Raw genomic sequence first — 22,644 nt, 5'->3', positions numbered from 1 at the left:
CCCCTCCTCCCGCCGCCCCCGCCGCTGTCGCCCGGCGACCTGGGGAAGCTCATCAATCCCCGCGGCGCCGCCGTGGACAAGGCCCTGACGACGGGCGAGACGGTGCCCTTCACCAACACGGACGGAAAGACGGAGCAGGTCTCCGTGACGCAGCTTCCCGGTGGCTTCTTTGGCAAGGACGACCGCTACGTCGTTCGCGTCGGTGACGACACCTTCACCGTGACCGTCGAAGAAGGCGCCGACGTGGACACGGAGGACGTCCTCGCCCAGGTCATTGATTCGTACAGCGAGACGCCGGAGGACCTGCGGGGCTCGCTCGAGCGCGTCGTCATCAAGAAGGACGCGGATCCGGACGGGGCCGCCGCCCGGGCGGGTGACGGCACCATCACCTTCTATGACGGCGAGGCCAACGTCACGGACGACATCTTCCACCACGAGATCGGCCACCTCATCGGCCGGCAGGTGGAGGACGCGAACGACGGCATCCTCTCCGGCATCTTCGAGAAGCTCGCGGGCGAGCCCCCGCCCATCCCCGACGGCTGGGCGGAGGCCGCGGCCGCGGATGGCAACCACCTCAACGACTACACGGAGGAGAGCTTCGAGGACTCCGGCGTCTACACGGAGGACTTCGCGGAGGCCTGGTCCGAGTACATGCGCGCGCTCGACGGCGGCCCCAAGGCCCTGGCCGCGTTCGAGCAGAAGTACCCCGAGCGCTCCGAAATCCTCGAGGACATCTACCCGCCGCCGGCCTGAGCCCGTGCACTCGCGCCGAGCAGCCGCAGCGGCGTGTCCCGCCCCATGGCGATGAACGGCGCCCAGTAGTGCGGATGGGGCTGCGCGCGCCGCAGCTCCCGCATCGCCTCACGCAGCGCCGTGGCCAGGCCCTCGCCCTTGAGCAGGTGGCGATAGTAGGTCTCCATCAGCGTGCGCGTCGTCGCGTCGTCCACCTTCCAGAGGCTCATCACCACCGTCTCCGCGCCCGCCACCAGGAAGGCCCGCCGCAGGCCGTAGACCCCCTGCCCTCGCCGGACCGCGCCCCGGCCGGTGTCGCAGGCGGACAGCACCACCAGCTGCGTGCCCCACAGGTCCAGCCCCGCCAGCTCCAGCGCCGTCACCAGCGCACTGTCGGTGGAGGCCCCCGGGGCGCTCTTCTGCCCCGTCTCTCCCGCCAGCAGCAGGCCGGAGCGCAGCAACGGATCCGGCGGACGCGTGGCCTGCGCGTCCTCGCCCAGCGCGCCGAACGTCGCGACGGCCCGCGAGTTCTCCGTGACGGTGGCGTCCTCCAGGAAGAAGCCGTGGGTCGCCAGGTGCAGGATGCCCGGCGTGCGCAGGTGCAGCAGCCGGTCCTTCGTCGCCTTCGGCCCCAGGAACAGCTGCGCCTGCGGGAACAGGCGCTGGATGGCCTCCGCCTCCTCGCGCGAGCCCGGCAGCGGCACGGGCGCCCAGTCCCGCGCCACCAGGTCCTCGCGCCGCAGGGACGGAGAACGCTCGGCCACCACGGCCGCGCCTCCCGAGGGGATGGCGGAGGTCCGGACCTCCGTGTTGAACGCCGGATCCGCCAGCACCACCACCGACGACGCGGACCGGGGCTGCTGGGGACGCGGCAGCAGGTCCTTGCCGGAGGTGACGTAGGTGAAGTCGTAGGTGTCCACCAGGTACTGCTTTCCGTCGTGCAGCGCCGCGAAGGGCACCAGGGCCAGCTGACCGTCCGGTGAGAGGAACAACCTGCGGGCCTTCCCCAACAACGGCAGCAGGGGCCGGAAGGCGAGCTGGTAGAGCCCGTGCGCGGAGTCCTCGAAGGCCGCGTCCCGGCGGGCCAGCGCGTCCCGCAGCACCGAGGCCGCGGCTTCGATGGGCCCGGCGGGCCCCAGGTCGAGCGCGCGAATGTCCCCGTCAGGCAGGAGCACCAACGCCAGACACCGGAGCTGGGACGTGCCCGTTCCCGGCACGAGGGGACGGTCGTCGTAGGTGATGAACTCCACCAGGGCGCCATCGTCCGGCAGGGCCCCGGCGACACGCTCGACGATGTCCCCGGGCGCGGGCAGCGCGGCCAACGCGCGCAGCGGGGCGGAGCGGCTGGCGAGCGTCGCTTCCAGCGCGTCGCCCTGCGCGCTCAGCGCCATGAGCTGCCGCTGGTAGGCGGACGGCGTGAGCGCACCGGGCCCGTGGAGCGAGAGACTGGCCAGTTGGGTGCGCAGCTTGCGCAGCTGCTCGAAGGTGCCGCGCTCTTCCGTGCCCAGGCTCCGGTAGACCGCGCGGGAGATGTCAGCGGTCTCCTCGACGGAGCGGCCCTTGAGGAGCAGCGCGGCGCTCAGCGCCAGACGCCGCACGTTGGCGGAGTCCGGGTGCGCGCGCACGAGCGCGTAGAGCTGCTCCTCGTCCGCGCGCAGGTGCTGGAGGAAGCTGGCCAGCCGCGCCTCGGAGAACTCGAGCGCCTCCCGGCGCAGGCGCTGCTCGGAGACGCCGAAGGCGCGCGTGAACAACGGCACGGCGTCCTCCAGACGCTGCTGCGCCAGACGCAGGAGGGCCAGGTTGTTGAGCGACGCCGCGAGATCCGGGTGGTTCTTGCCCAGCACGGCTTCACGAATCGCGAGCGCGCGCTCGTAGAGCGGCTCCGCCTGGCTGTACTTGCCCTGGTCCCGGTAGAGCGTGGCCAGGTTGTTGAGCGAGCCGGCGACGTCCGGATGGTTCCTGCCCAGCACCTGCTCCCAGATGGCCAGCGCGCGCGCGTAGAGCGGCTCCGCCTGGGTGTACTTCCCCTGCTTCCGGTAGAGCGTGGCCAGGTTGTTGAGCGAAGCGGCGACGTGCGGGTGCTTCCCGCCCAGCGCCTCCTCCCAGAGGGCCAGCGCGCGCGCATAGAGCGGATCCGCCCGGCCGTACTTCCCCTGCGCCTGATAGAGCGTGGCCAGGTTGTTGAGCGCGGCGGCCAGGTCCGAAGCGCTCCGGTCCGGCGCGGCCTCCCGGATGGCGAGGGCGCGCGCGTAGAGCGGCTCGGCGCGGTCATAGAACCCCTGGTCCTGATAGAGATTGGCCAGGTTGTTGAGCGAGTCCGCTACCAGCGGGTGCTGCTTGCCCAGCTCCGACTCCCGGATGGAGAGCGCGCGCAGACCCAGCGGCTCCGCCCGGCTGTACTGGCCCTGGTCCTGGTAGAGCGTGGCCAGCGTGTCGAGCGAGTCCGCGACCAACGGGTCCTTCTTGCCCAGCGCTGACTCGCGCAGCGCGAGCGCGCGCACGTAGAGCGGCTCCGCGCGGCTGTAGAGCCCCTGCTCCCGGTAGAGCAGCGCCAGGTTGTTGAGCGAGTCCGCGACGGTGAGGTGGTGTCCGCCGAGCACCGTCTCGCGCAGGTCCAGCGCGCGCGAGTAGAGCGGCTCCGCGCGGCTGTAGAGCCCCTGCTGCTGGTAGAGGTTGGCCAGGTTGTTGAGGGACTCGGCGTAGGCGGACTGGTTCTCGCTGAGGACCGCCTCCTGGCTGGCGAACGCGCCCATGCGGCGGCGCTTGTCCAGGCTGAACAGGTTGTTCGTCCGCCGGGAGAGGGCGTGGTTGTGGCCGTAGAACCCCCCGGCCTGACGGTCCGTTTCCATCGTGGGCGAGGCGGCGAAGCTGAGCAGCCCGGCCACCGTGACGTTCTTCACCGCGTCGTCGTTCACCACCGCTTCCCGGAGGGCCAGGGCGCGCTCGTGGAAGCCCCCGGACCGGGTGAGGTCCCCCTGCATCCGGTACAGCTCTCCCAGCAGGTTCAGGCAGTACGCGACGTCCGGATGCGAGCCCCCGAGCACCGCCTCCCGCAGCGCCAGGGCCCGCTCGCCGGGCGCCACGGCCTCCGCGTACCGGCCCTCCTCGTAGAGCGTCACGGCCTGGTCAAAGGCCTGGAGCGCCTCCACCAGCCGCGCATCCGAGGGCTCCCGCCCCACCGGCATGAGCGAGGCGCACCCCAGTGCCATCATCACCATGCACCCGAGAACCCACCGCATGCCAACGCCTCCTGGAGACCCGAGGGAGGCCCATCCGGCGCCCCCCTCGCGACTATGAGACAGGGACCCGGAGAATCATGCAGGAACGTGTGTGCGAAGGGACGCCTACTGCCCATACCCCCGGAATTGCTGGAACACGCGCTCCATTTCCGCGTCATCCAGCAGCACGGGCTCGCCAATCTGGAGCGCGCGCCAGTACATGGCCGCCAGCGTCTCTACCTCCACCGCCAGCTTGAAGGCCGCGGGCAGGTCCGCCCCCACCGCCACCAGCCCGTGGTTGGCCAGCAGGCACGCCTTGCGTCCCTCCAGGGCCACCATCATGTGCCGCGCCAGCTCCGGCGTGCCGAACGTCGCGTACTCCGCGCAGCGCACGTCCGTGCCGCCCGCCGCGGACACCATGTAGTGGAAGGCGGGGATGCCCCGGCGCAGGCACGCCAGCGTGGTGCTGAACATGCTGTGCGAGTGCAGCACCGCGCCCACCTCCGGCCGCGCCTGGAGGAGGTCCCGGTGCAGCTGCCATTCGGTGGACGGCTTGCGGTGGCCCTCGTGCGAGCCGTCGAAGCGCATGAGGACCAGGTCCTCCGGCGTCATCGTCTCGTAGTTCATCCCGGACGGCGTGAGGAGGAAGCCGCCCTCCACCCGCTGGCTCAGGTTGCCGGACGTGCCCTGGTTCAGCCCGGAGGTGTTCATCCGCCGCGCGGTGGCCACCATCGCCTCGCGCAGCGCCACGTGGCCCCCCGCTCCGCTCACGTCCCGGTGCTCCGCTCCGTGCGCCGCTCCGGGAAGAGCGACAGCATCCCCTCCTCCGTCGCCGGACACACGCCGCGCTCCGTGATGAGCGCCGTCACCAGCCGCGCGGGCGTCACGTCGAACGCGTAGTTCGCGGCGGGGCTCCCCGGCGGGGTGATCCGCACCGTGGCGATGTCCCCCGACGGCAGCCGGCCCGTCACGTCGCTGAGCTCCGTGCCTTCGCGCTGCTCGATGGGGATCTCCTTCACGCCGTCGTGGAGGGTCCAGTCGATGGTGGGCGACGGCAGCGCCACGTAGAACGGCACGCCGTTGTCCTTGGCGGCCAGCGCCTTGAGGTACGTGCCAATCTTGTTCGCCACGTCCCCCTTCGCCGTCGTGCGGTCCGTGCCGACGATGCACAGGTCCACGTCCCCGTGCTGCATCAGGTGGCCGCCCACGTTGTCCGCGATGACGGTGTGCGGAACGCCGTGCTGCCCCAGCTCCCACGCCGTCAGCACCGCGCCCTGGTTGCGCGGGCGGGTCTCATCCACCCAGACGTGCAGGGGCAGGCCCGCGTCGTGCGCCATGTACATGGGCGCCAGCGCCGTGCCCCAGTCCACCGTCGCCAGCCACCCGGCGTTGCAGTGCGTGAGCACGTTGAGCCGCCCCTTGCGGCCCTTCCTGTCCCACGCCTCCTGGAACAGCTTGAGCGCGTGCTCGCCGATGGCGCGGTTGATGGCCACGTCCTCGTCGCACAGCGCCGCCGCGTGCCGGTACGCGGACGCCACGCGCGTCTCGGGCTTCAGCGGCGCGAGCACCTGGCGCATCCCGTCCAGCGCCCAGTGCAGGTTCACCGCCGTGGGCCGCGTGGCCCGCAGCATGGTCAGCGCCTTCTCCAGCGCGCCGTCGGACGCGTCCTCCCGCATGGCCAGACACACGCCGTACGCCGCCGTGGCGCCGATGAGCGGCGCGCCGCGCACCAGCATGCTGCGGATGGCATGGCCCGCTTCATCCGCCGTGGTCAGCTTCACCTTCACGAACGCGTGAGGCAGGCGCGTCTGGTCGATGACGCCGACGCTCCAGCCGTCGGGCTCGACCCAGATGGAGCGCATCGGAACGCCTTGGACTTTCATCGCGGTGTCTTTCCTTGTTCCGCTGTTCAGCGCTTGAGGACGCGGCCCGCCACCGCGGAGAGCTTCTCCACCATGGCCGGGTCGCGCGCATCGGGCGACGTCATGATGGCGTGCTCCAGCGCCGTCTGGCAGCCGGCGTGGCACAGGCCCGTGTGCTGGCTCACGAGCGGCGCGATGTTCTTCACCAGCCCGCGCGCCTTGCCCGCGTTGCCCAGCAGCACCGCGACCACCTGATCCACCGTCACCGCGTCGTGGTCCGGATGCCAGCAGTCGAAGTCCGTGACCATCGACACGCTCGCGTAGCAGAGCTCCGCTTCCCGGGCGAGCTTGGCCTCCGGCATGTTGGTCATGCCAATCACGTCGCAGCCCCACTGCCGGTACAGCTTGCTCTCCGCCAGCGTGGAGAACTGCGGACCCTCCATCACCAGGTACGTGCCGCCGCGCACGACCTTGATGTCCAGGCCCTCGCACGCGGACATCACCGCGTCACCCAGGCGCGAGCACACCGGCTTCGCCATGGACACGTGCGCCACCAGCCCCTGCGAGAAGAAGCTCTTCACGCGCGCGAAGGTGCGGTCCACGAACTGATCCACCACCACGAAGGTGCCCGGCGGCAGGTCCTCGCGCAGGCTGCCCACCGCGGAGACGGAGAGGATGTCCGTCACGCCGCTGCGCTTGAGCGCGTCGATGTTCGCGCGGAAGTTCAGCTCCGACGGCGGAATCTTGTGCCCGCGTCCGTGGCGCGGCAGGAACACCACCGGCTGGTCGCCGATGCGGCCGAAGCAGAACTCGTCCGACGTCTCACCGAAGGGCGACGACACCCGGCGCCACGAGACATCCGTCAGGCCGTCAATCTGGTACAGGCCGCTGCCGCCGATGATGCCCAGCACGGGCTTGTTGGAACTCGACATGGGGAAACTCCGCTAGGGATTCAGGACACGTGCGCGAACGGATTCAGCGACGTGAAGTCATGGAACACCGGGTGCCCGTGGCCCGGCGGGAGCGCCACCTCGCCCCGGTCCAGGGCCGCGGTGCGCAGGCCCGCTTGCTTCGCCGCGTCCAGCTCCGCCACGTTGTCGGAGAGGAACAGGATGTCGCCGGGCGGCAATCCCAGCGCCTGGGCAATCTTCGTGTACGACGCGGCCTCCACCTTGGGTCCGGTGGTGGTGTCGAAGTAGCCGGAGAACAGCGGCGTCAGGTCCCCCTCCACGCTGTAGCCAAAAATCAGCTTCTGCGCGGCGATGCTGCCGGAGGAATAGACATACAGGCGCAGGCCCTTGGCGTGCCAGTCGCGCAGGGCGCGGGCCGCGTCCGCGTGGACGTGGCCCTTGATTTCGCCGCGCGCGTAGCCGTCCGCCCAGATGAGCCCCTGGAGCGTCTTGAGCGGCGTGGCCTTGCGGTCCTCGTCCAGCCAGCGCTGGAGCAGCGCGACGGTGCTCACGTCGTCCAGCGCCGGCTCACCCGCGAGCGTGCGGGCATCCGACAGGCACTGGCGCACGGCGGCCTCCTGCCCGTGCGTGGCGACGTACTCCGCCAGGTGCTTCCGGGCGAAGGGGAAGAGGACGTCCTTCACGAAGGCGATGGAGCTGGTGGTGCCTTCGATGTCCGTGACGATGGCCTTGGGGGCGCTCACGGTGCGTACTTCGGGAAGCGCTCGGCGATGGTCTCGCCGGTGAAGTGGCCCACCCAGCCGTCCGGGCGGATGAAGAAGCGGATGGCGGCGAAGCGGGGCGCGGCGCCCATGTCGAACCAGTGCTTCATGCCTTCGGGCACGCTGATGAGGTCGCCTCGGGTGCACTCCACCTGGAAGACCTTGTCGCCCGCGTGCAGGTAGAAGCAGCCGCTGCCCTCCACCATGATGCGCGACTCGTCTTCCGTGTGGGCGTGCTCGGAGAGGAACTTCGCGCGCGCGGCCTCCACGTTGGGGGCGTCCGGCTTGATGCGCGCCACGTCCACGGTGTTGTAGCCGTGGGCCTTCATCTCCGCGTCCACCACGTGCTTGTAGGCCGCGAGCACTTCTTCCTGTCCCGCGCCGTCCGGCAGGTCCACGGACGCGTCCACGCGCTCGAAGCGCACGCCCGCGGGCTTCAGCTCGCGACGGATGTCCTCGGGTTCGGTGTAGACGCCCAGCGGCGCCTCCGGCTGGTGGTCCCTGTAGACAATCAGCTTGCTCATCGCCGCACCTTCATCTTCTCGAGTTCGTACGTCAGCAGGTGTTCCAGCGCCACCACGTGGCGGCGCGCCTCGGCCATGCTCCGGCCCCAGGTGTACAGCCCGTGGCCGGCAATGAGATACGCGACCAGGTCCGTGCGCTTCTGGAGCATCGCGGTCACCTTGTCCGCGAGCCGCGGGATGTCCTGGTCGTTGGGGAAGATGGGGATGGACACCGCCGCTTCGTGCGTGCGCGTGTCGCCCAGGGCCTTGAGCAGCTCGAAGTCCTGGAGCACCAGCTCGCCTTCCGGCAGCCGCAGGTTCGACAGGAGCGCGGCCACCACGGAGTGCGTGTGCAGCACGGCCTGCGCCTCCGGGCGGTCCCGGTAGAGTTGCAGGTGCAGGGGCGTCTCCGCGGACGAGCCCCTGGGCGGTGGCGCGTGGATGTCCGCGACCAGGATGTCCGCCTCCACCAGCTCGCCCTTGTCCACGCCGGAGCGCGTGACGGCGGCGGTGCGGGCATCCAGCCTGCGGGAGAAGTTGCCGCTGGTGGCGGGCACGAAGTTGCGCACGCTGAGGAAGCGGCCCACTTCGACGATTTCACGGGCCGCTTCGGACAGGGTCGCGGCCGGGGCCGGGTCGGTGGACATCCATTCCTCGGGGGAGCTTGAGGACGCGATGAAACATCGCGTTGATGACACCGAGCATAATCCGGCGATCACCGGTAGGCGCAAGGGAACGCAACGCAGGACGTCATGCGTCCTGCCGGGCCGCTCAGCTTCCGTCGAGCGCGAACGTGGCCAGCCGCGCGAGCTCCTGCTGACCGTCCCGCTCCAGCACGTCGTTGTGGTGGGCGCCCGGTACGGTCACGACCCGCGCGTTCGGCAAGCGCTGGCCCAGCGTGCGGCCCATGTCCACCGGGACCACCTCGTCCTCCTCGCCGTGGATGATGAGGACGGGGATGGGGATGTTCGGGGCCTTGTCGAGCGACAGGAAACGGTCGCGCATCAGCAGCGAGGCGGGCAGGAAGGGCATGGTGCGCTGGCCCATGGCGACCATGGACGTGTACGGAGACACCAGCACCATGCGCGCGCCGTATCCGCGCCGCGCCATCTCCACCGCGACGCCGGTGCCCAGGCTGCGCCCGCTGAGCACGATGTCCTCCGGCTTCACGCCCTGGTCGCGCAGGAACTGGAGCGCGGCCTCCGCGGACGCGTACAGGCCCGCCTCCGTTGGACTGCCCGGCGACGCGCCGTAGCCCGGGTACTCCACCGCGAGGAAGCCCAGCCCCACGTCCCCGAGCGCCTGGCCGAAGCCCCGCTGCCCCAGGAGCTGCTCGCCGTTGCCGTGGAAGTGCACCACCGTGGGCGCCCCGGGCGGCGCGGGCAGGTAGAAGCGGTCGACGTTGAGCCCATCCGCCAGCGGCACCACGCCGAAGCCGGGCTGGCCGCGCAGCCGCTCCGGTTCCGAGTGGGGCGCGGGGTAGATGAGGGAGCGCTGCGCGGCGAAGAGGACCGCGCACAGCGCGAGGTACACCATGCCGACGATGATGAGGAAGGCCATGAGGAGGCGGCGGACGCGTTGCACGCCGCCACTCCATCACACCGCGCGCTTCCGGGGCGACAATGCTGACAGCGGGCTCAGTGCAGCAGCGCCCCGAAGAGCGACAGGCCCAGGTTCACCGCCGACGCGAGCACCAGGCCCACGCCCACCACGCCCGCGGCCGTGAGGGCCATGGGGTTGCGGTCCGCGATGCGCAGCCCCTTGTGCAGGGTCTTCTTGAGCATCGTGCGCTGGCAGTGCACGTGGATGCGGCCCTCCAGCGCGGCCTGCAGCTGCATCACCATGTCGTCCACGGACTCGAAGCGGTCCTTGGGGTCCTTGCTCATCCCCTTCTTCACGAACCACATCAGCTCCGCGGGCACCGGGCCCTGCGCGGTGTTCAGGTGCATGGACGCCATGTCCAGCGTGCGCGTCTGCACCGCCTTCATGATGTCCGGCACGGACTGGAGGCCCTCCAGGTAGTGCGACAGCGACAGGAGCTCGTGGAAGAGCACGGACAGGGTGAAGACGTCGCTGCGCGCGTCCATCGTGTCGTGCTCGCCGCGCGCCTGCTCCGGGGACATGTAGAGCGGCGTGCCCACCACGGAGCCCAGCTCCGTCTGAAGCGGCCGGGCCGAGTGGAGGTCCACCGGCGAGCCGTCCACGATGGCCCGGGCGGCGGACGCACCCACGCGGCGCGCGAGGCCCCAGTCCAGCACCGTCACTTCACCGAAGGGGCCCACCATGATGTTCGCGGGCTTGAGGTCGCGGTGGATGAAGCCCTTGCCGTGCGCGTACGCCACCGCGTGCAGCACGCCCAGGAAGATCTGCACCCGCACCTGGAACGGATAGCGAAGCAGCGCGTCCAGCTCCGACTTGCGCAGCCGGGAGATGATGGACTCCAGCGTCTCGCCCTTCAGGTGCTTCATCAGGAAGTAGTACCGGCCCTGCTCATCCACGCCCACGTCGTGCACGGGCGCGATGTTCGGGTGGTCCAGCATGCCCACCGTGCGGATCTCCTCCACGAAGCGCAGCACGCGGTCCAGGTCCGCGCCCGGGGGCAGCCGCTTGAGCGCGACCTCCCGCTCGATGTCGTGGTCGCGGATGAGCACCACCTCGCCCATGCCGCCCTGCCCCAGCGGGCGCACTTCCTCGAAGCGCTCGCGTTGCAGCGGCACCACGCTGGGCTGTTGGCCCTTCCACTCCACGCGCGGCAGCACCGTGTTGCGGCGCTGGGTCGTGGCCGCACCCGGGGTGGGCGGGGGCGACAGTTGCGCCCCCGAGTTCGGAGAGATGAGCGTGTTTTCGAGGCCGGCCGCGAGCGTTTGACTCATGCGAGCCCAGGAATAGCAGGCACTCCGTGCGCGCGCCCATATACGCGCAGTCCCTGACGCAACCGCGCGAAACCACTGGGCTGGCGAGCAGCCAGGCGTCACCCGGCCGGGGTGAAGGGCACGTCCAGCACCGGCAATTTCGTAGCGCCGGGCAGGTCGTAATGCCACCACTCCATCTTGTTGCGCTGGAAGCCGGCGCCCTCCATGGCCTTGCGCAGAACCTCCCGGTGTTCGCGCGAGGCGGGGGTGCCGCCGGTGTAGCCGTGGTGCGCGGCGGGGGTGAAGTCGTCGAAGGCGGTGGGCATCTCCACCTCCGCCCCGTCCTTCGTCACCAGGGTCAGGTCCACCGCGCCGCCCCGGTTGTGGTTGGAGCCCTTGCGTGGGTCCGCCACGTAGCCGGGCTTCGGCAATATCTTCCACATCTCGTACTGCACCGCGCGCGGCCGGTAGCAGTCGTACACCTTCAGCCGGTAGCCCTGGGGGCGCAGCGCGTCCGCGGCCTGCGTCAGGCGCTTCACCGAGTCCGGCAACAACAGACACCGGGCGCCGTCCGGGTACACCTGCTTCTTGAGGAAGTTGTCCTTCGTCGCGTAGCGCAGGTCCAGCACCAGGTCCGGGATGACGGTGGCCGCGTCCACCAGCTCCGTCCTGGGCGCGGCCTTCGGTGCGCCTCCGAGCAGCGCCAGGGTCAGCGTGAGGCCCGTCGCGGAGAGCATCAGCGCACCCCTTCCGTGTACACCGTGGGGTCCGGCACGCCCGCTTCCTGGAAGCCCTTGGCGCGCAACAGGCAGCTGTCGCAGCGGCCACACGCGCGGCCCTGGGTGTCCGGGTCGTAGCAGGAGTGCGTCATCCCGTAGTCCACGCCCAGCTTCACGCCGGCCTGGATGATCTGCGCCTTGGTGAGCCCGGAGAGCGGCGCGTGCACCTTGAAGGTCGCGCCCTCCACGCCCGCCTTCGTGGCCAGCTGGGCCATCGTCTCGAAGGAGCGGATGAACTCCGGGCGGCAGTCCGGATAGCCGCTGTAGTCCACCGCGTTGACGCCGATGTAGAGGTCCGTGGCGCCCACCACCTCCGCCAGCCCCAGCGCCAGTGAGAGGAACAGCGCGTTGCGCGCGGGCACGTAGGTGATGGGGACGTCGTGGGACATGTCGTCCTCCGAGCGGTCCTTGGGCACCGGGATGTCATCCGTGAGGGCCGAGCCGCCCACCTGCCGCAGGTCCACCGTCACCACGCGCACGTCGCGCACGCCCATGGCGGAGGCGACCTTCTTCGCGCGCTCCAGCTCCACCGCGTGGCGCTGGCCGTAGGCGATGGACAGGCACACTGGCTCGAAGCCGTCCGCCTTCGCCATCGCCAGGCACGTCGTCGAGTCCAGGCCGCCGGACAGCAGCACCACCGCACGCTTCGCCATTCCATCCTCCACTTCGGAGCGGCGCACGTTACACGACGGGGACAGGCCCGAGGTGCTTCAGTCGATGCGGTCGCCGCTCACCGTGTACACGGTGGTGCACGTGGACGGCTTGCAATCGCAGGCCGCGCCCTTGCCCGGCAGGAAGACGTCCTGGAGCGTGCCGCACGCGAGCGACACGTCGTAGCCGTTCTCCGTGGGGGCCGGGATGTCGCCTTCCGGCACGCCGCCGTCCAGGCGCTTGCAGTCGCGCGCCACGTTGCGCGACTGGCTGTCGCTCAGGAGCATGACGTTGAGCGCTTCTTCAATCTCGGAGTCCTCGCAGCCGGTGCCGCACGAATCGCGGCGCGCGGTGGCGCGGTGGGTGGAGGACACGCTCTGCCCGGTGTAGCCCGCGTCGCGGGAGAAGCCCTGCACGGTGAAGAAGCCCGTGCCCGCGTCGGTGTCGCGGGAGAAGGTGCCTTCGAAGGTGAAGGTGCCCGCGTCGTCCAGCTGCGCGAAGTCGCGCGAGCCCGCGTCGCACGTGGTGCGCGCCGCGTCCAGCTTCGCCTGGAAGCGGAACGTCCCCATCACCTGGTTGCCCGGGTACACGGGGTCGGAGAAACAGCCCACCGCCACGGCCAGGGCCGCCGCGGGGAAGAGCGCCACTGCCAGTCGCTTCAGGTGCATGACGCGCTCCAGGTTAGACGTCGAGCGACGCCAGGGCCAATTGGCGGAAGGCTTCGCTGCGGGACAGCACCGCGCCTACATCCACCGCCGCCGGGTCACCGCCGCGCACGTCCGAGTCCAGCCGCGCCAGCACGCGCCCCGCCGCCAGTGTCGCGGGCATCGCGCGCCAGGCCGCCACCGCCGCGTCCTCCCACGCCAGCACCGCCCCGGGACGGGTGAGCTCCACGCCCTCGGAGCCCAGCGCCATCGCCAGCGCGCACAGCCAGCCCAGCTCCACCGCGCCGAAGCAGCCGAGCGCACCCGCGCCCAGCACCAGCGCGCCCGGCGCCGTGAGGTACGCCTCCACGCCACCGCGTGGATCCACGGACACGCGCACCGCTTCCGCGCCCAGCGACACGAGCACCGGCTTCAGCGCGACATGCAGCCGCGCGAGGCTCGCTTCCGTCACCGGCACCAGGCCCTCCGGCTCCGGGTGCTGGAAGTCCTGCGCGGGGCGCTCCAGCCGGGACACGGGGGCACGGGGCGCGGGAGCATCACTGCTCACGAGCGCGGCGCCGATGCCGTCCGTGCGCTCCGCCTCCGGACGGCCCAGGGCGTGCAGCGCTTCCGCGTACAGCGTCCAGCCATCCACGTCCGGCCACTTCTCACGCAAGAGCGCGGGCCAGAAGCGCACCGCGAGCGCCGCACCGTCCGGGGAGGGAGAGAAGCGCTCGGTCACCCACCGCGTCAGCGCGGGCGTGAGCTGCTGCGCGTCCGCGAGCCGCTCCGCCAGACGCACCGCCGGGCCCACGAGCTGCGCGTCCAGGTAGCCGCGGAGGATGACCTCCAGCTCCGTGGGGTCCTGCGTGAGGCGCTCGCGCAGCCGCAGCGATTCGCCCACCAGGCCTCGCGCCTCGGCGAACTTCACGAGGCGGGCCAGCCGCTCGTCCGTCTCCGGGAGCTGCTCCAGCTGCGTGGCCGCTTCGGCCCAGCGCTGCTGGGCTTCGTAGGCGTCCGCCAGGCGCTCACGGTACGGCGTCCACGCGTCGGCACCCGCGAGCTTCGCGAGGGTGTCCGCGAGCGCGAGGAACACCGTGGACTCGCGCGCCTCGTCCACCAGCGCGAGCAGGGATTGCACGGCGGCGAGGTTGTCCGCGTCGTCGGTGAGGGCGGCCTCGAAGGCCTCGCGCGCCTCGGCGGGCTGGGCCAGCGGGCCTTGCAGCAGCTCACCGCGCTCCAGGTGCAGCAGCGCGCGCGCCCTGGCGTCCTTCGTGTCCTGCGCGATGAGCGCCAGCGTGCGCTCCGCGGACTCCAGCTGGTTCAGCTGGCGCTCCAGGGTGTAGCGCTCGCGCAGCAGCTCTTCGCGGCGCGCGGGCCAGCCGTCCGCGGCGAAGGCCAGGGACTCCAGCCGCGCGGGCTCCGGGAGGGCGCGCACGCGGGTGAGCACCGCTTCGGCCAGCGCTTCGGGCTCCAGGCCCAGCTCCGGCAGGAGGAGCATCATGCGCGCGGCGAGGCCGGGCTCCCCGCCCAGCTCTTCCAGGGCGCGCAGGCGCGCGAGCACCGGAGCCGGACGGGCGCGCAGCACCTCGTCGCGCAGGGCCACGGCGAAGGTGACGTCACGGTCGTAGGAGAGGGCGGCCAGCTCCAGCAGGCCTTCCCACTCCGCGTCCTCGCGCAGGCCGTCCGCCAGCGCGGCGGCGTGAGCCGGGTCCGCGTCCGGCATCGCGACCAGGGCCCAGAGGGCCATGCGCGTGCGGGACACATCGCCCGCCTGCGCGGCCATGGCCAGCGCGTCGGTGTACTCGCCCGCGGCCATGGCGGGCGTGAAGCCCACGTCCAGGGCGCGCGCGAAGGCGCCCAGCCGGGCGAAGCGCTCCGCCAGCTCCGTCGCGGACAGCATGTCCGGCGCGTCCGTGGCGATGCGCTCGATGACCTCCAGCGACTCGCCCATCTCACCCGCCTTCTCCCAGAGGCCGGCGGCCTCCAGCAGCAGCGGGGGACGCTCTTCCGGCGCGGCGAGCCGGGCGGCCTGCAACAGCGCGCGGGCCGCGCGGGGCGCGTCTCCGGAGGCGCGGTGCAGGTGCGCGACGAGCAGCGCGGCGCGCAGGTCCGGCTCCGTGGCGACGGCGGACTTCGCGGCCTTCAGCGCCTCGTCCAGCAGGCCTGCCTTCTCGAAGGCGCGCGCGGCGGCCACCAGCAGCGACACCCGCTGCTCACCCGACGCGAGCTCCGCGCGGGCCACGCGCACCTCGGCGCGGCGCGCGTGCGCCTCACCGAGCAGCGGCTCCAGGGCCTCCAGCGCATCGGCATAGCCGGCACCGGAAGCGCCTCGCGCCACCACGACCTCCAGCGCGTCGCGCGCGGCGTCCTCGCGGCCCGCGTCCTTCGCCAGCCCCGCGAACTCCAGCCGGAGCACCGCGGCTTCGTCCGCGTCGTCCGTGAGGGGGATCAGCCGCTCCAGGGCGGCGAGCAGCCCGGCGGATTCCTTGCGCGCACGCAGGCCGTCCACCAGCGCGCGCAGGGCGGCCGGGTTCTCCGGATCCGCTTCCGCCGCGCGACGCGTGAGGGCCCAGGCCGTGTCCGCGTCCGACAACGAATCGTTCGCCACGGACGCGGCGGCGAGCAGCAGCTCCGCGGCGCGCGAACCGCCCGCGGCCTCCGCGCCCGCTTCGTAGATGCCCAGCAGGTCGCCGTGGCGGCCCAGGGCGCGCAGGCCCTCCACCGCGCGGTCGATGACGCTCGCGTCCGCCGGACGCAGCCGGGCCAGGGGCAACAGCGCGTCGATGGCCTCGCGCGGGTCGTCGAAGAGGTCGGCCGCGCGGCGCAGCAGCACTTCTTCCGTCGCCGCGTCCTGGGCCCTGCGCGCCAGCTGCAACGACGCGCGGTACAGCCCGGGGCCGTTGCCCGTGCGCGAGTGCACCTCCGCGAGCAGCGACAAGGCTTCACCGCCGCGCGCGCCCTCCGGCTCCAGCGACACCACGGCTTCAAAGGCGTCCGCCGCGTCGTGGAACGCCCCCGACGCGAGCGACGCATGCCCCAGGCGCAGCCACGTGCGCACGAGCACCGGCACCGGCAGCGAGTCTCCACCCAGCGCCAGCACCCGGCGGTCATACGGCTGCGCGGCGGCGGGGCCTCCGCCCTGGGCGGCCAGCTCGGCGCGAGCGCAGAGCGCATCCACGTCACCGCCCGCGCGGCCCAGGTAGTCGTCGAAGGCCTCCGCGGCCTTGAGCGCTTCTCCCGCGTCCAGCAGGCGCTGGGCCCGCTCACGCAACAGGGGCAGCGCCTCCGTGGGGGCCACGGCCTCGGCGCGCTGGCCCAGCAGGTCCGCCAGACGGCGCACGTCTCCGGCGGCGCGCTCGCGCACGTGCCCGAAGGCCTCCGCGTTGGCGGGGTCCAGCTCGAAGGCGCGGTCCTCGCAGAGGATGGCGCGCTCGCGGGCCCCCTCGTCGCGGAAGGCGCTCGCGGCGGCGAGGTAGCTCGCGGCGGCCTCGGCGGGCGTCTGACGCTCGGCGCGGCGGAGCATCAGCTCGGCCAGGGCCTGACGCTCGCCGCTCTCCTCCAGGAAGGCGCGGTGGCGGGTGAAGACGGGCTCGCGGAACGGATCCGCCTCCAGGAGGATGGCGTCGAACTCCGCGGCGTCCGCGGGGCGGCGCACCTGGTGCAGCAGCTCCGCGGCCTGCGCGGTCAGGTCCAGGTCATCCGGCTTCGCGGCGCGCGCGGCGATGAGCGCGGCGGCGGCGGCCTCCGGCTTGTTCGCGCGGTCGCGGTAGAGCACCGCGGCCTGGAGGAGCAGCGCCGCGTGACGGTCGGCGTCGATCTCCGCCTCCGCGCACTCCTCGTACCAGGCGGCAAGCTCCGCCAGCCGGCCGTCGCGCTCCAGCAGCTCCGCGAGCAGGCCTTCGGCCTCCGTGAGCCACCGGTCCTGGCGCAGGGCCTGGCGCAGGAAGCCCTCCGCCTTCGCCGCGTCCGCGAGCTCGCCCAGGTTCAGGCGCGCGAGGCGCAGCAGCACCGCCGCGCCCTCCCGCGTGCCCGTCATCCGGGGCAGTCCGCGCTCCCACCAGCGGGCTTCGGCGGCAGCGTCGTCGCGGCGCTCGGCCAGGGCCGCGCCCATGCGGGCGGTGTCCAGCTCCGCGGCGAATCCGAAGGCGCGCTCCAGCGAGGCCTCCGCCGCGTTGAGGTCCAGCTTCACGTCGCGCAGCAGCTCCGCGCGGCGGCGCTCGCACGCGGCGGCTTCGGCGTTGCGCTCCCCGGCGGCGAGCAGGTCACGGGCGTTGGCGAGCGAGCGCAGCGCTTCGTCCGCGCGGCCCAGCGACTCGGCGAGCCGGGCCTCTTCGTCGTAGGCCGCGAGCGCGGCGTCCACGTCCCCGGCCTGGAGGCTGAGCGCGGCCACCGGCTGGAGCTCCGCCAGCAGCTCCGACGTGCGGCCCGTCTCTCGGTAGAGCGCGACGAGCCGGCGGCGCAGCGGCAGGGGCTCCTTCGCCATCTGCGCCGCGTGGGACAGCAGCGATGCGGCGATGCCCGCGTCCGCCAGCGCCTCGCGTGCGCGCTCCGCCAGCGACACCAGCCGCGCGACGGTGTCCTCGGACGGCGCCAGCACACGCGCGTGGGCGACGCGCACCTCGAAGGCACCGCGCGGATCATCGCGCTCCAGCAGCGCGGCGAGCCGCTCCACGGCGCGCTCGCACAGCGGACGCTCGGTGAGCAGGTGCCGGTACGCGGCCACCGCGCGATTCACGTCGCCGGCCTGCTCCGCCAGGTCACCCAGGCGCAGGCTGGTGGCCTCCGCTGCCTCCGGGGCCGTGCGGAAGTCCGCCGCCTGGACCAGGGCCTCCTGCAACGGCAGGGCTTCGCGCACCGCGCCGCGCAGGTAGAGCAGGTCCGCCAGCGTGGCCAGGTCGTCGCCCTGCGCGGGCACCCGCGCATGCGCGCGACGCGCCAGGGCCAGCGCCCGGTCCAGCTCCTGGGCCTGCCGTGCGTAGGTGACGCCCTCGCGCAGCAACGCAGCGGCCTCGGCGGCGTCGGCGTCCTCCGCCGCGGCCTCCAGCAGGCCCGAGGCCTCCAGCAACTCACCGCGGCCCGCCACCAGCGACACCAGCCGGCGGCGCACCGCCGCGTCGGCCGGGGTCAGCCGCAGCGCCTGGCGCAGCGCGGCCTCGGCGGGCGCGACGTGTCCCAGGCGGTCGAGGTAGAGGCTCGCGAGCTCCGAGTACAGCGACGCGGCGGCAGCGGGCGGCGCATGGGGCGCCTCGGCGGCGAGCAGCTCCGCCAGCCGGGCCCAGTCCTCCAGGTCGCGCAGCACGCGCTGCAACGCGAGCGTGGCCTCTTCATGGCGCGGCGCCAGGGCGAGCGCGGCTTCCAGGTCGCGCGCGGCGCCTTCGCGATCCCCCAGCTCTTCGAGCAGCGAGGCGCGCAGCAGGAGCGCTTCCACGCGGCGGGCAATGGGGCCCTGGCGCGCGGCCTCGGCCAGCGCGGCGGCTTCGTCGGCGGGCTTGCCGTCGCGGCGGGCCAGCTCGGCGAGCGCGAAGAAGGCATCGCACCGCGCGTCGGCGGGCGGATCCAGCGTGATGGCGGTGCGCAGCGCGTCCCAGGCGGAGGCGCGCTCGTCCTTCTCCAGCAGCACGGTGGCCAGGGCCAGCAGCCGCTCCAGGGCGCGGTTGCCCAGGGTGGCATCGGCCGCGACAGCGCGGCGCCAGGCATCCAGCTCGGCGGGCGCGTCCGACGCCTCGCGCGCCAGCTCCGCGAGCATCAGCAGCAGCGGCGCGGGGCGGCGCGACAGCTTCGCGGCCTGGGCGCAGTCGTCGCGCGCGGGACCCGTGCGGCCGGCACTCCGGTGCAGGGCGGCACGACGCGCGAGCAACTCAGCGCGAGCCTCACCCGACGCGGCGGACACCAGCGTGCCCAGCAGCTCCAGCCGCTCGGCCTCTTCCTCCGGGGTGCCCGTGCCGGGCGGGGGCAGGAGCTCCAGCAGCGCCTGCGCCGCCCACGCGTCCTGCGACTCCTCCGCCAGCAGGCTGCGCAGCGAATCCGCCGCGGCGCTCGCGCGGCCCAGGGAGAGACACAGCTCGGCCAGCTCACGGCGGGCCTGACGGCGGGCGTCTCCGGAGAGGCGCGGCCACAGCTCCACCAGCAGGTCCGCCAGGGCCTCGCGGGCGCCGGCCTTGCGGTGCAGCGCGGCCAGCTCCAGCCGTGCGTCCAGGTCCTCCGGCGTGCGCGCGCAGAACTCCGCGAGCAGGCGCCGGGCCGCGTCCGTGCGGTTCGCGCGCACGGCGGCGGTGGCGGCCTTGCGCGTGAGGGCCACGCGCTCCGCTTCGCGCGGGGCATCCACGTCCGCGGGCGGCAGGGCCAGCACCGCCTCGAAGTCCTCCAGCGCGGCGCGGGCATCCGTGGTCAGCCGCAGCTCGCCCCGGCGGATGCGCGCGGGCGCGAAGGTCGCGTCGCGCTCCAGCGCCTCGGCGAGGAAGGCCTCCTCGCGGCTCGTGCCCGCGGCCAGCAGCGACGCGCGGAAGAGCAGCTTCGCGCCCGCCCGGGCATCCGGCACCAGCGTGGACCGCCGCGCGTACAGCCGCGCCGCCTCCAGCTTCTCGCCGCGCTCCAGCTCCAGCTCGGCCAGCGCCTCCAGCACCTCCGCGGCGAGCGGCCCCTCGGGGCTCGCTTCCAGCGCGGAGGCCAGGCGCATCAGCGCGGCGGCCTTCTCCCCACGCTCCAGCAGGGCGCGAGCGCTCTGGAGGAACAGCGGCGCGGCCTCCTCCGCCCGGTCCGCGCCCGCCAGCGCCTGCGCGCGCGTGGCCCACAGCTCCGCCAGCGCCTGCGTCTCGCCGGCCTCCGTGTAGAGGGCCTCCAGCCGCGTGGCGAGCACGTCGTCCAGCCGGCGCAGCGGGAACGCCTGCGCGTACGCGGCGATGGCGCCTTCGCGGTCACCGAGCAGCTCGCACGCACGGCCCAGCCGCGCGCGCACGTCCGCCAGCTTCTCCGGCGCCGCGGTGCGCGGCAGCATGGCCAGGAGCGACTCCAGCGCGCGCCGGGCATGTTCGGGCCGCTCGCAGCGCAGGCTCAGGTCCGCCAGGTCCAGCAGCACCGCGGCGTCCGGCGCGAGCCGAGCGGCCTTCTCCAGCGCCACCAGCGCGTCGCCCACGCGCCCCAGCCGCGCCTCCAGCACGCCCGCCAGTTCGCGCAGCGCCGCCGCCGCCAGCCGCTTGTCACCCTGCGCTTCCGCCACGCGCGCGCGGTTCTCCAGCGCGCTGGCGAGCCCCGCCAGGTCGGAGCGCTTGCGCTGCAACGCGCACAGCTCGCCCAGCGCCGGCAGGTCGTCCGGCTCCGCGCGCAGCACCTCCTGCAGCGCGTGCACGGCGAGGTCCAGGTCGAATGCCAGGTCGCGCGCGGCCACCGCGAGCCGGCGGTACTTCTGCGCCCGCTCCTTCGGCTCCACCGTCAGCCGCGCCAGCGCCGCGAGGCACCGGGTGAGCTGCGCGCCGTCGCGGCGGGCCTCGGCCAGCGCGAGCAGCGACTCCAGCGCGGGCCGGTGGTCGCCGTCCGCCTCCAGCGCGAGCGTGAGCAGCTTGTCGGCCTTGTCCGCCAGCTGGAGCTTGCCCCGGTACAGCTCGCCGGCCTCGGCCCACAGCGCGGCGCGGGCCTTCGGCTCTTCTTTAAGGGCGGCGGCCTTCTCCAGCGCCTCGGCCAGCTCCTGCGAGCGGCCGGTGACGCGGAAGTACGGAATCAGCTCATCCAGCGCCACCGCGTCGCGCGGATCCAACGCGAGCGCCGCTTCCAGGTGCTCACGCGCACGCGCCGGGTCGCCCAGCTTCGTGCGCGACAGCCGCGCCAGCGCGTGGTGGCTCTCGTGCGCGGCGTGGCGAACGCTCTCCGAACGCGGTGCCGGGCCCGCCAGCTCCAGCGCCTGCTGGTAACCGCTCAAGGCCTCCTGCAACCGGCCCAGGCCTTCCGCCACGCGCGCGGAGGCGAACAGCGGCTCCGGCTCACCGGGCAGCAGCGACACGGCCTCGCGGTAGCGCAAGAGCGCGTTCTCCGGCTGCTTCAGGCCCTCTTCCCACACCCGGCCCGCGAGCAGGTCCGCCTGTCCCACACGGTCCAGCTCGTGGCGCGCCATGGACACTTCGCGCAGACGGTCCAGCGCCTTCAAGGCACGCAGGTGCTCGCCGCCGCGGTGGCACAACTCACCGAGCAGCAGCAGCGCGTCCGGCTGATCCGGCGACAAGCGCAGCGCGGCCTCGCAGTGCAGCCGGGCTCCCGCGACGTCGTCCTCCGTCTGCGCGCACAGCCGCGCCAGGTGCACGTGCGCGTCCGCGGCCTCCAACGGATCGCGCGCCAGGGCCGCGAGCCGCCGGTACGCCCGCACCGCGCCAGCCCGGTCACGCGCCTGATCCGACGCGCGCGCCAGCGCCTTCAACGACGGCAGGTGATCCGGCTTGAGGCCCAGCAGCTCGTGCAGCGCCTTCACCGCCACCTGGGGCGCGGTGTCGCGCGAGGAGCGCGCGGCGGCCTCGGCGGCGAAGAACGCGGCGGCCTCTTCCGACGTGCGGCGGGCCAGCGCGCACAGCGCCAGGTAGCGCTCCGCCGCGCGGGCACCCTCGCCCCGGCGCTCGCGCACCACGGCCTCGCCCCACAGCGCCGCGGGGCTGCGGTCCCGGCGGCGCGACAGCGTGGCCGCCACGTCCAGGGCCAGGTCGTGCGCCTGCGGATCCGCGACGAGCAGCGCCAGCAACCGCTCCGCCGCGAACGGATGCGCATCCTGCGCGTCCCCGGCCTGGAGATACGCCTGCCGCGCCTCCGCGAGCCGGCCCTGCGCGACCAGTCCCTCCGCGTCCGCGAAGGCCCGAGCGCCCTCCAGCGCCAGCATCAGCTCCTCGTCCGGCGCGGCGGGCGGAGGCAGCCCTCCGGCGGCGAAGCGCAGGCGCAGGCCGGTGCTGGAGACCTCCGCTCCGGACAGGCGCGCGGTGTCCAGCGTGGGCACCTTGTAGCCCCGGCTCAGCGCGGCCAGCTCGCACAGCGCGGGCAGCACGCGGGTGGAGAAGCCGGTGGCGCCGCGCACCTCCACGTCCGGCAAGAGGCCCAGCGCGCCCACGGCCTCCGACAACAGGCCCGGCAGCTGCACCGACGGCGTGGCGGAGAAGCCATACAGCCGCACGTCGTAGACGTAGACGGCCAGCCGGTCCCCGTCCGCGTCGAAGGCGATCTTGAACGTGAACGGCGTGCGCTCCGGCGCGGGCAGCCGCCCCTGGCCCTCCAGGTAGCCGGGGCGGAAGTGCAGCCGCAGCTCCTCCACGCCCGCGAGCCGCCCGGCCAGCTCCGCCACCTTGCGCGTGACGAGGTCCGCGTCGACCGTCAGCTCCAGGAAGCCGAAGAGCAGCTTCTTGCGCTGGTAGCGCGTGGCGCCCGCGCTGACGTTGAACGGAAAGCTGACGTCCGGAATCTGGAGCGCGAAGTCCGCGATGCGCAGCCCGGGCTGGACCTCCAAGGCCGGAAAGCCCACGAACGCACGCCGATCCAACAGGCGGAGCTCGGGGGCGGCGCCGGAAGCAGGCGCGACGGGCTTGGGGGACTCGCTATCGGTGGCCATCGGAGGAGGCTGGGGAGGCTACCATGACCCCTAAGCCCTGGAATTTTTAGGCAAACCCCCGCCTGGGCTGCAGGCGGAGGGGCATGGCGTACCCAGGCGATTCCGCCCTGGAGGAACGTCATGCGCCCGGGCCGGAAGCCGTGAGAGAGTCCGC

At 73.1% G+C, this 22,644-nt stretch carries 14 protein-coding genes; 1 reads left to right on the top strand and 13 read right to left on the bottom strand.

The window, feature by feature from the left end:
• Nucleotides 1-753, top strand: a 753-nt coding sequence (locus D7W81_RS42340) for a hypothetical protein (protein WP_158621582.1), incomplete at its 5' end; no start/stop codon positions are given.
• On the opposite strand, the gene D7W81_RS13320 is transcribed toward D7W81_RS42340, so the two are convergent.
• The 13 genes from D7W81_RS13320 to D7W81_RS13260 all read right to left on the bottom strand — a co-directional run bounded on the left by D7W81_RS13320 (nucleotide 735) and on the right by D7W81_RS13260 (nucleotide 22,490).
• Entirely contained in the window at nucleotides 735-3,971 is a 3,237-nt protein-coding gene (locus tag D7W81_RS13320) for a CHAT domain-containing tetratricopeptide repeat protein (protein ID WP_120555737.1), read from the bottom strand. The genes D7W81_RS42340 and D7W81_RS13320 overlap by 19 nt on opposite strands.
• 105 nt (nucleotides 3,972-4,076) lie before the next feature.
• Nucleotides 4,077-4,721 (bottom strand): class II aldolase/adducin family protein, encoded by a 645-nt coding sequence (locus tag D7W81_RS13315; RefSeq protein ID WP_120555736.1) that lies wholly within the window; start codon nucleotides 4,719-4,721, stop codon nucleotides 4,077-4,079.
• Nucleotides 4,718-5,833: an S-methyl-5-thioribose-1-phosphate isomerase gene (mtnA, locus tag D7W81_RS13310; RefSeq protein ID WP_120555735.1), complete on the bottom strand. Its 1,116-nt coding sequence runs from the start codon at nucleotides 5,831-5,833 to the stop codon at nucleotides 4,718-4,720. Before mtnA ends, D7W81_RS13315 begins: the two co-directional genes overlap by 4 nt.
• A gap of 26 nt (nucleotides 5,834-5,859) precedes the next feature.
• A complete protein-coding gene (locus tag D7W81_RS13305; protein WP_120555734.1) occupies nucleotides 5,860-6,744 on the bottom strand; it encodes an S-methyl-5'-thioadenosine phosphorylase in 885 nt (294 codons plus the stop codon).
• Nucleotides 6,745-6,764: 20 nt separating this feature from the next.
• Nucleotides 6,765-7,466 (bottom strand): acireductone synthase, encoded by a 702-nt coding sequence (mtnC, locus tag D7W81_RS13300; RefSeq protein WP_120555733.1) that lies wholly within the window; start codon nucleotides 7,464-7,466, stop codon nucleotides 6,765-6,767.
• Nucleotides 7,463-8,008: a 1,2-dihydroxy-3-keto-5-methylthiopentene dioxygenase gene (locus tag D7W81_RS13295; RefSeq protein WP_120555732.1), complete on the bottom strand. Its 546-nt coding sequence runs from the start codon at nucleotides 8,006-8,008 to the stop codon at nucleotides 7,463-7,465. Before D7W81_RS13295 ends, mtnC begins: the two co-directional genes overlap by 4 nt.
• Nucleotides 8,005-8,634: a methylthioribulose 1-phosphate dehydratase gene (locus D7W81_RS13290; RefSeq protein ID WP_120555731.1), complete on the bottom strand. Its 630-nt coding sequence runs from the start codon at nucleotides 8,632-8,634 to the stop codon at nucleotides 8,005-8,007. The genes D7W81_RS13295 and D7W81_RS13290 overlap by 4 nt, the downstream gene beginning before the upstream one ends.
• A 124-nt stretch (nucleotides 8,635-8,758) precedes the next feature.
• The gene (locus D7W81_RS13285; protein WP_244227195.1) at nucleotides 8,759-9,571 is read right to left on the bottom strand and encodes an alpha/beta hydrolase; all 813 of its coding nucleotides are present in this window, start codon (nucleotides 9,569-9,571) and stop codon (nucleotides 8,759-8,761) included.
• Between the two features lie 53 nt (nucleotides 9,572-9,624).
• Nucleotides 9,625-10,860 (bottom strand): serine/threonine-protein kinase, encoded by a 1,236-nt coding sequence (locus D7W81_RS13280; RefSeq protein WP_120555729.1) that lies wholly within the window; start codon nucleotides 10,858-10,860, stop codon nucleotides 9,625-9,627.
• A gap of 98 nt (nucleotides 10,861-10,958) precedes the next feature.
• A complete protein-coding gene (gene ddpX / locus D7W81_RS13275) occupies nucleotides 10,959-11,576 on the bottom strand; it encodes a D-alanyl-D-alanine dipeptidase (RefSeq protein ID WP_120555728.1) in 618 nt (205 codons plus the stop codon).
• Entirely contained in the window at nucleotides 11,576-12,271 is a 696-nt protein-coding gene (gene queC / locus D7W81_RS13270) for a 7-cyano-7-deazaguanine synthase QueC (protein WP_120555727.1), read from the bottom strand. Before queC ends, ddpX begins: the two co-directional genes overlap by 1 nt.
• A gap of 57 nt (nucleotides 12,272-12,328) precedes the next feature.
• Complete coding sequence (locus tag D7W81_RS13265; RefSeq protein ID WP_120555726.1) at nucleotides 12,329-12,937, bottom strand: hypothetical protein; 609 nt, start codon at nucleotides 12,935-12,937, stop codon at nucleotides 12,329-12,331.
• Between the two features lie 13 nt (nucleotides 12,938-12,950).
• The gene (locus D7W81_RS13260) at nucleotides 12,951-22,490 is read right to left on the bottom strand and encodes a tetratricopeptide repeat protein (protein WP_120555725.1); all 9,540 of its coding nucleotides are present in this window, start codon (nucleotides 22,488-22,490) and stop codon (nucleotides 12,951-12,953) included.
• Between the last annotated feature and the right edge of the window lie 154 nt (nucleotides 22,491-22,644).

It is taken from the genome of Corallococcus aberystwythensis, from assembly GCF_003612165.1.
GTDB lineage: Bacteria > Myxococcota > Myxococcia > Myxococcales > Myxococcaceae > Corallococcus > Corallococcus aberystwythensis.
Note: the sequence above shows the minus strand (reverse complement) of the source record. Positions and strands in the feature narration are given on the sequence as shown.

What these genes read in the sequence shown, in the direction of transcription:
- D7W81_RS13320 (WP_120555737.1), bottom strand. Translation starts at nt 3,971, where the DNA reads ATGCGGTGGGTTCTCGGGTGCATGGTGATGATGGCACTGGGGTGCGCC.
- mtnA (WP_120555735.1), bottom strand. Translation starts at nt 5,833, where the DNA reads ATGAAAGTCCAAGGCGTTCCGATGCGCTCCATCTGGGTCGAGCCCGAC.
- D7W81_RS13305 (WP_120555734.1), bottom strand. Translation starts at nt 6,744, where the DNA reads ATGTCGAGTTCCAACAAGCCCGTGCTGGGCATCATCGGCGGCAGCGGC.
- D7W81_RS13295 (WP_120555732.1), bottom strand. Translation starts at nt 8,008, where the DNA reads ATGAGCAAGCTGATTGTCTACAGGGACCACCAGCCGGAGGCGCCGCTG.
- D7W81_RS13290 (WP_120555731.1), bottom strand. Translation starts at nt 8,634, where the DNA reads ATGTCCACCGACCCGGCCCCGGCCGCGACCCTGTCCGAAGCGGCCCGT.
- D7W81_RS13280 (WP_120555729.1), bottom strand. Translation starts at nt 10,860, where the DNA reads ATGAGTCAAACGCTCGCGGCCGGCCTCGAAAACACGCTCATCTCTCCG.
- ddpX (WP_120555728.1), bottom strand. Translation starts at nt 11,576, where the DNA reads ATGCTCTCCGCGACGGGCCTCACGCTGACCCTGGCGCTGCTCGGAGGC.
- queC (WP_120555727.1), bottom strand. Translation starts at nt 12,271, where the DNA reads ATGGCGAAGCGTGCGGTGGTGCTGCTGTCCGGCGGCCTGGACTCGACG.
- D7W81_RS13265 (WP_120555726.1), bottom strand. Translation starts at nt 12,937, where the DNA reads ATGCACCTGAAGCGACTGGCAGTGGCGCTCTTCCCCGCGGCGGCCCTG.
- D7W81_RS13260 (WP_120555725.1), bottom strand. Translation starts at nt 22,490, where the DNA reads ATGGCCACCGATAGCGAGTCCCCCAAGCCCGTCGCGCCTGCTTCCGGC.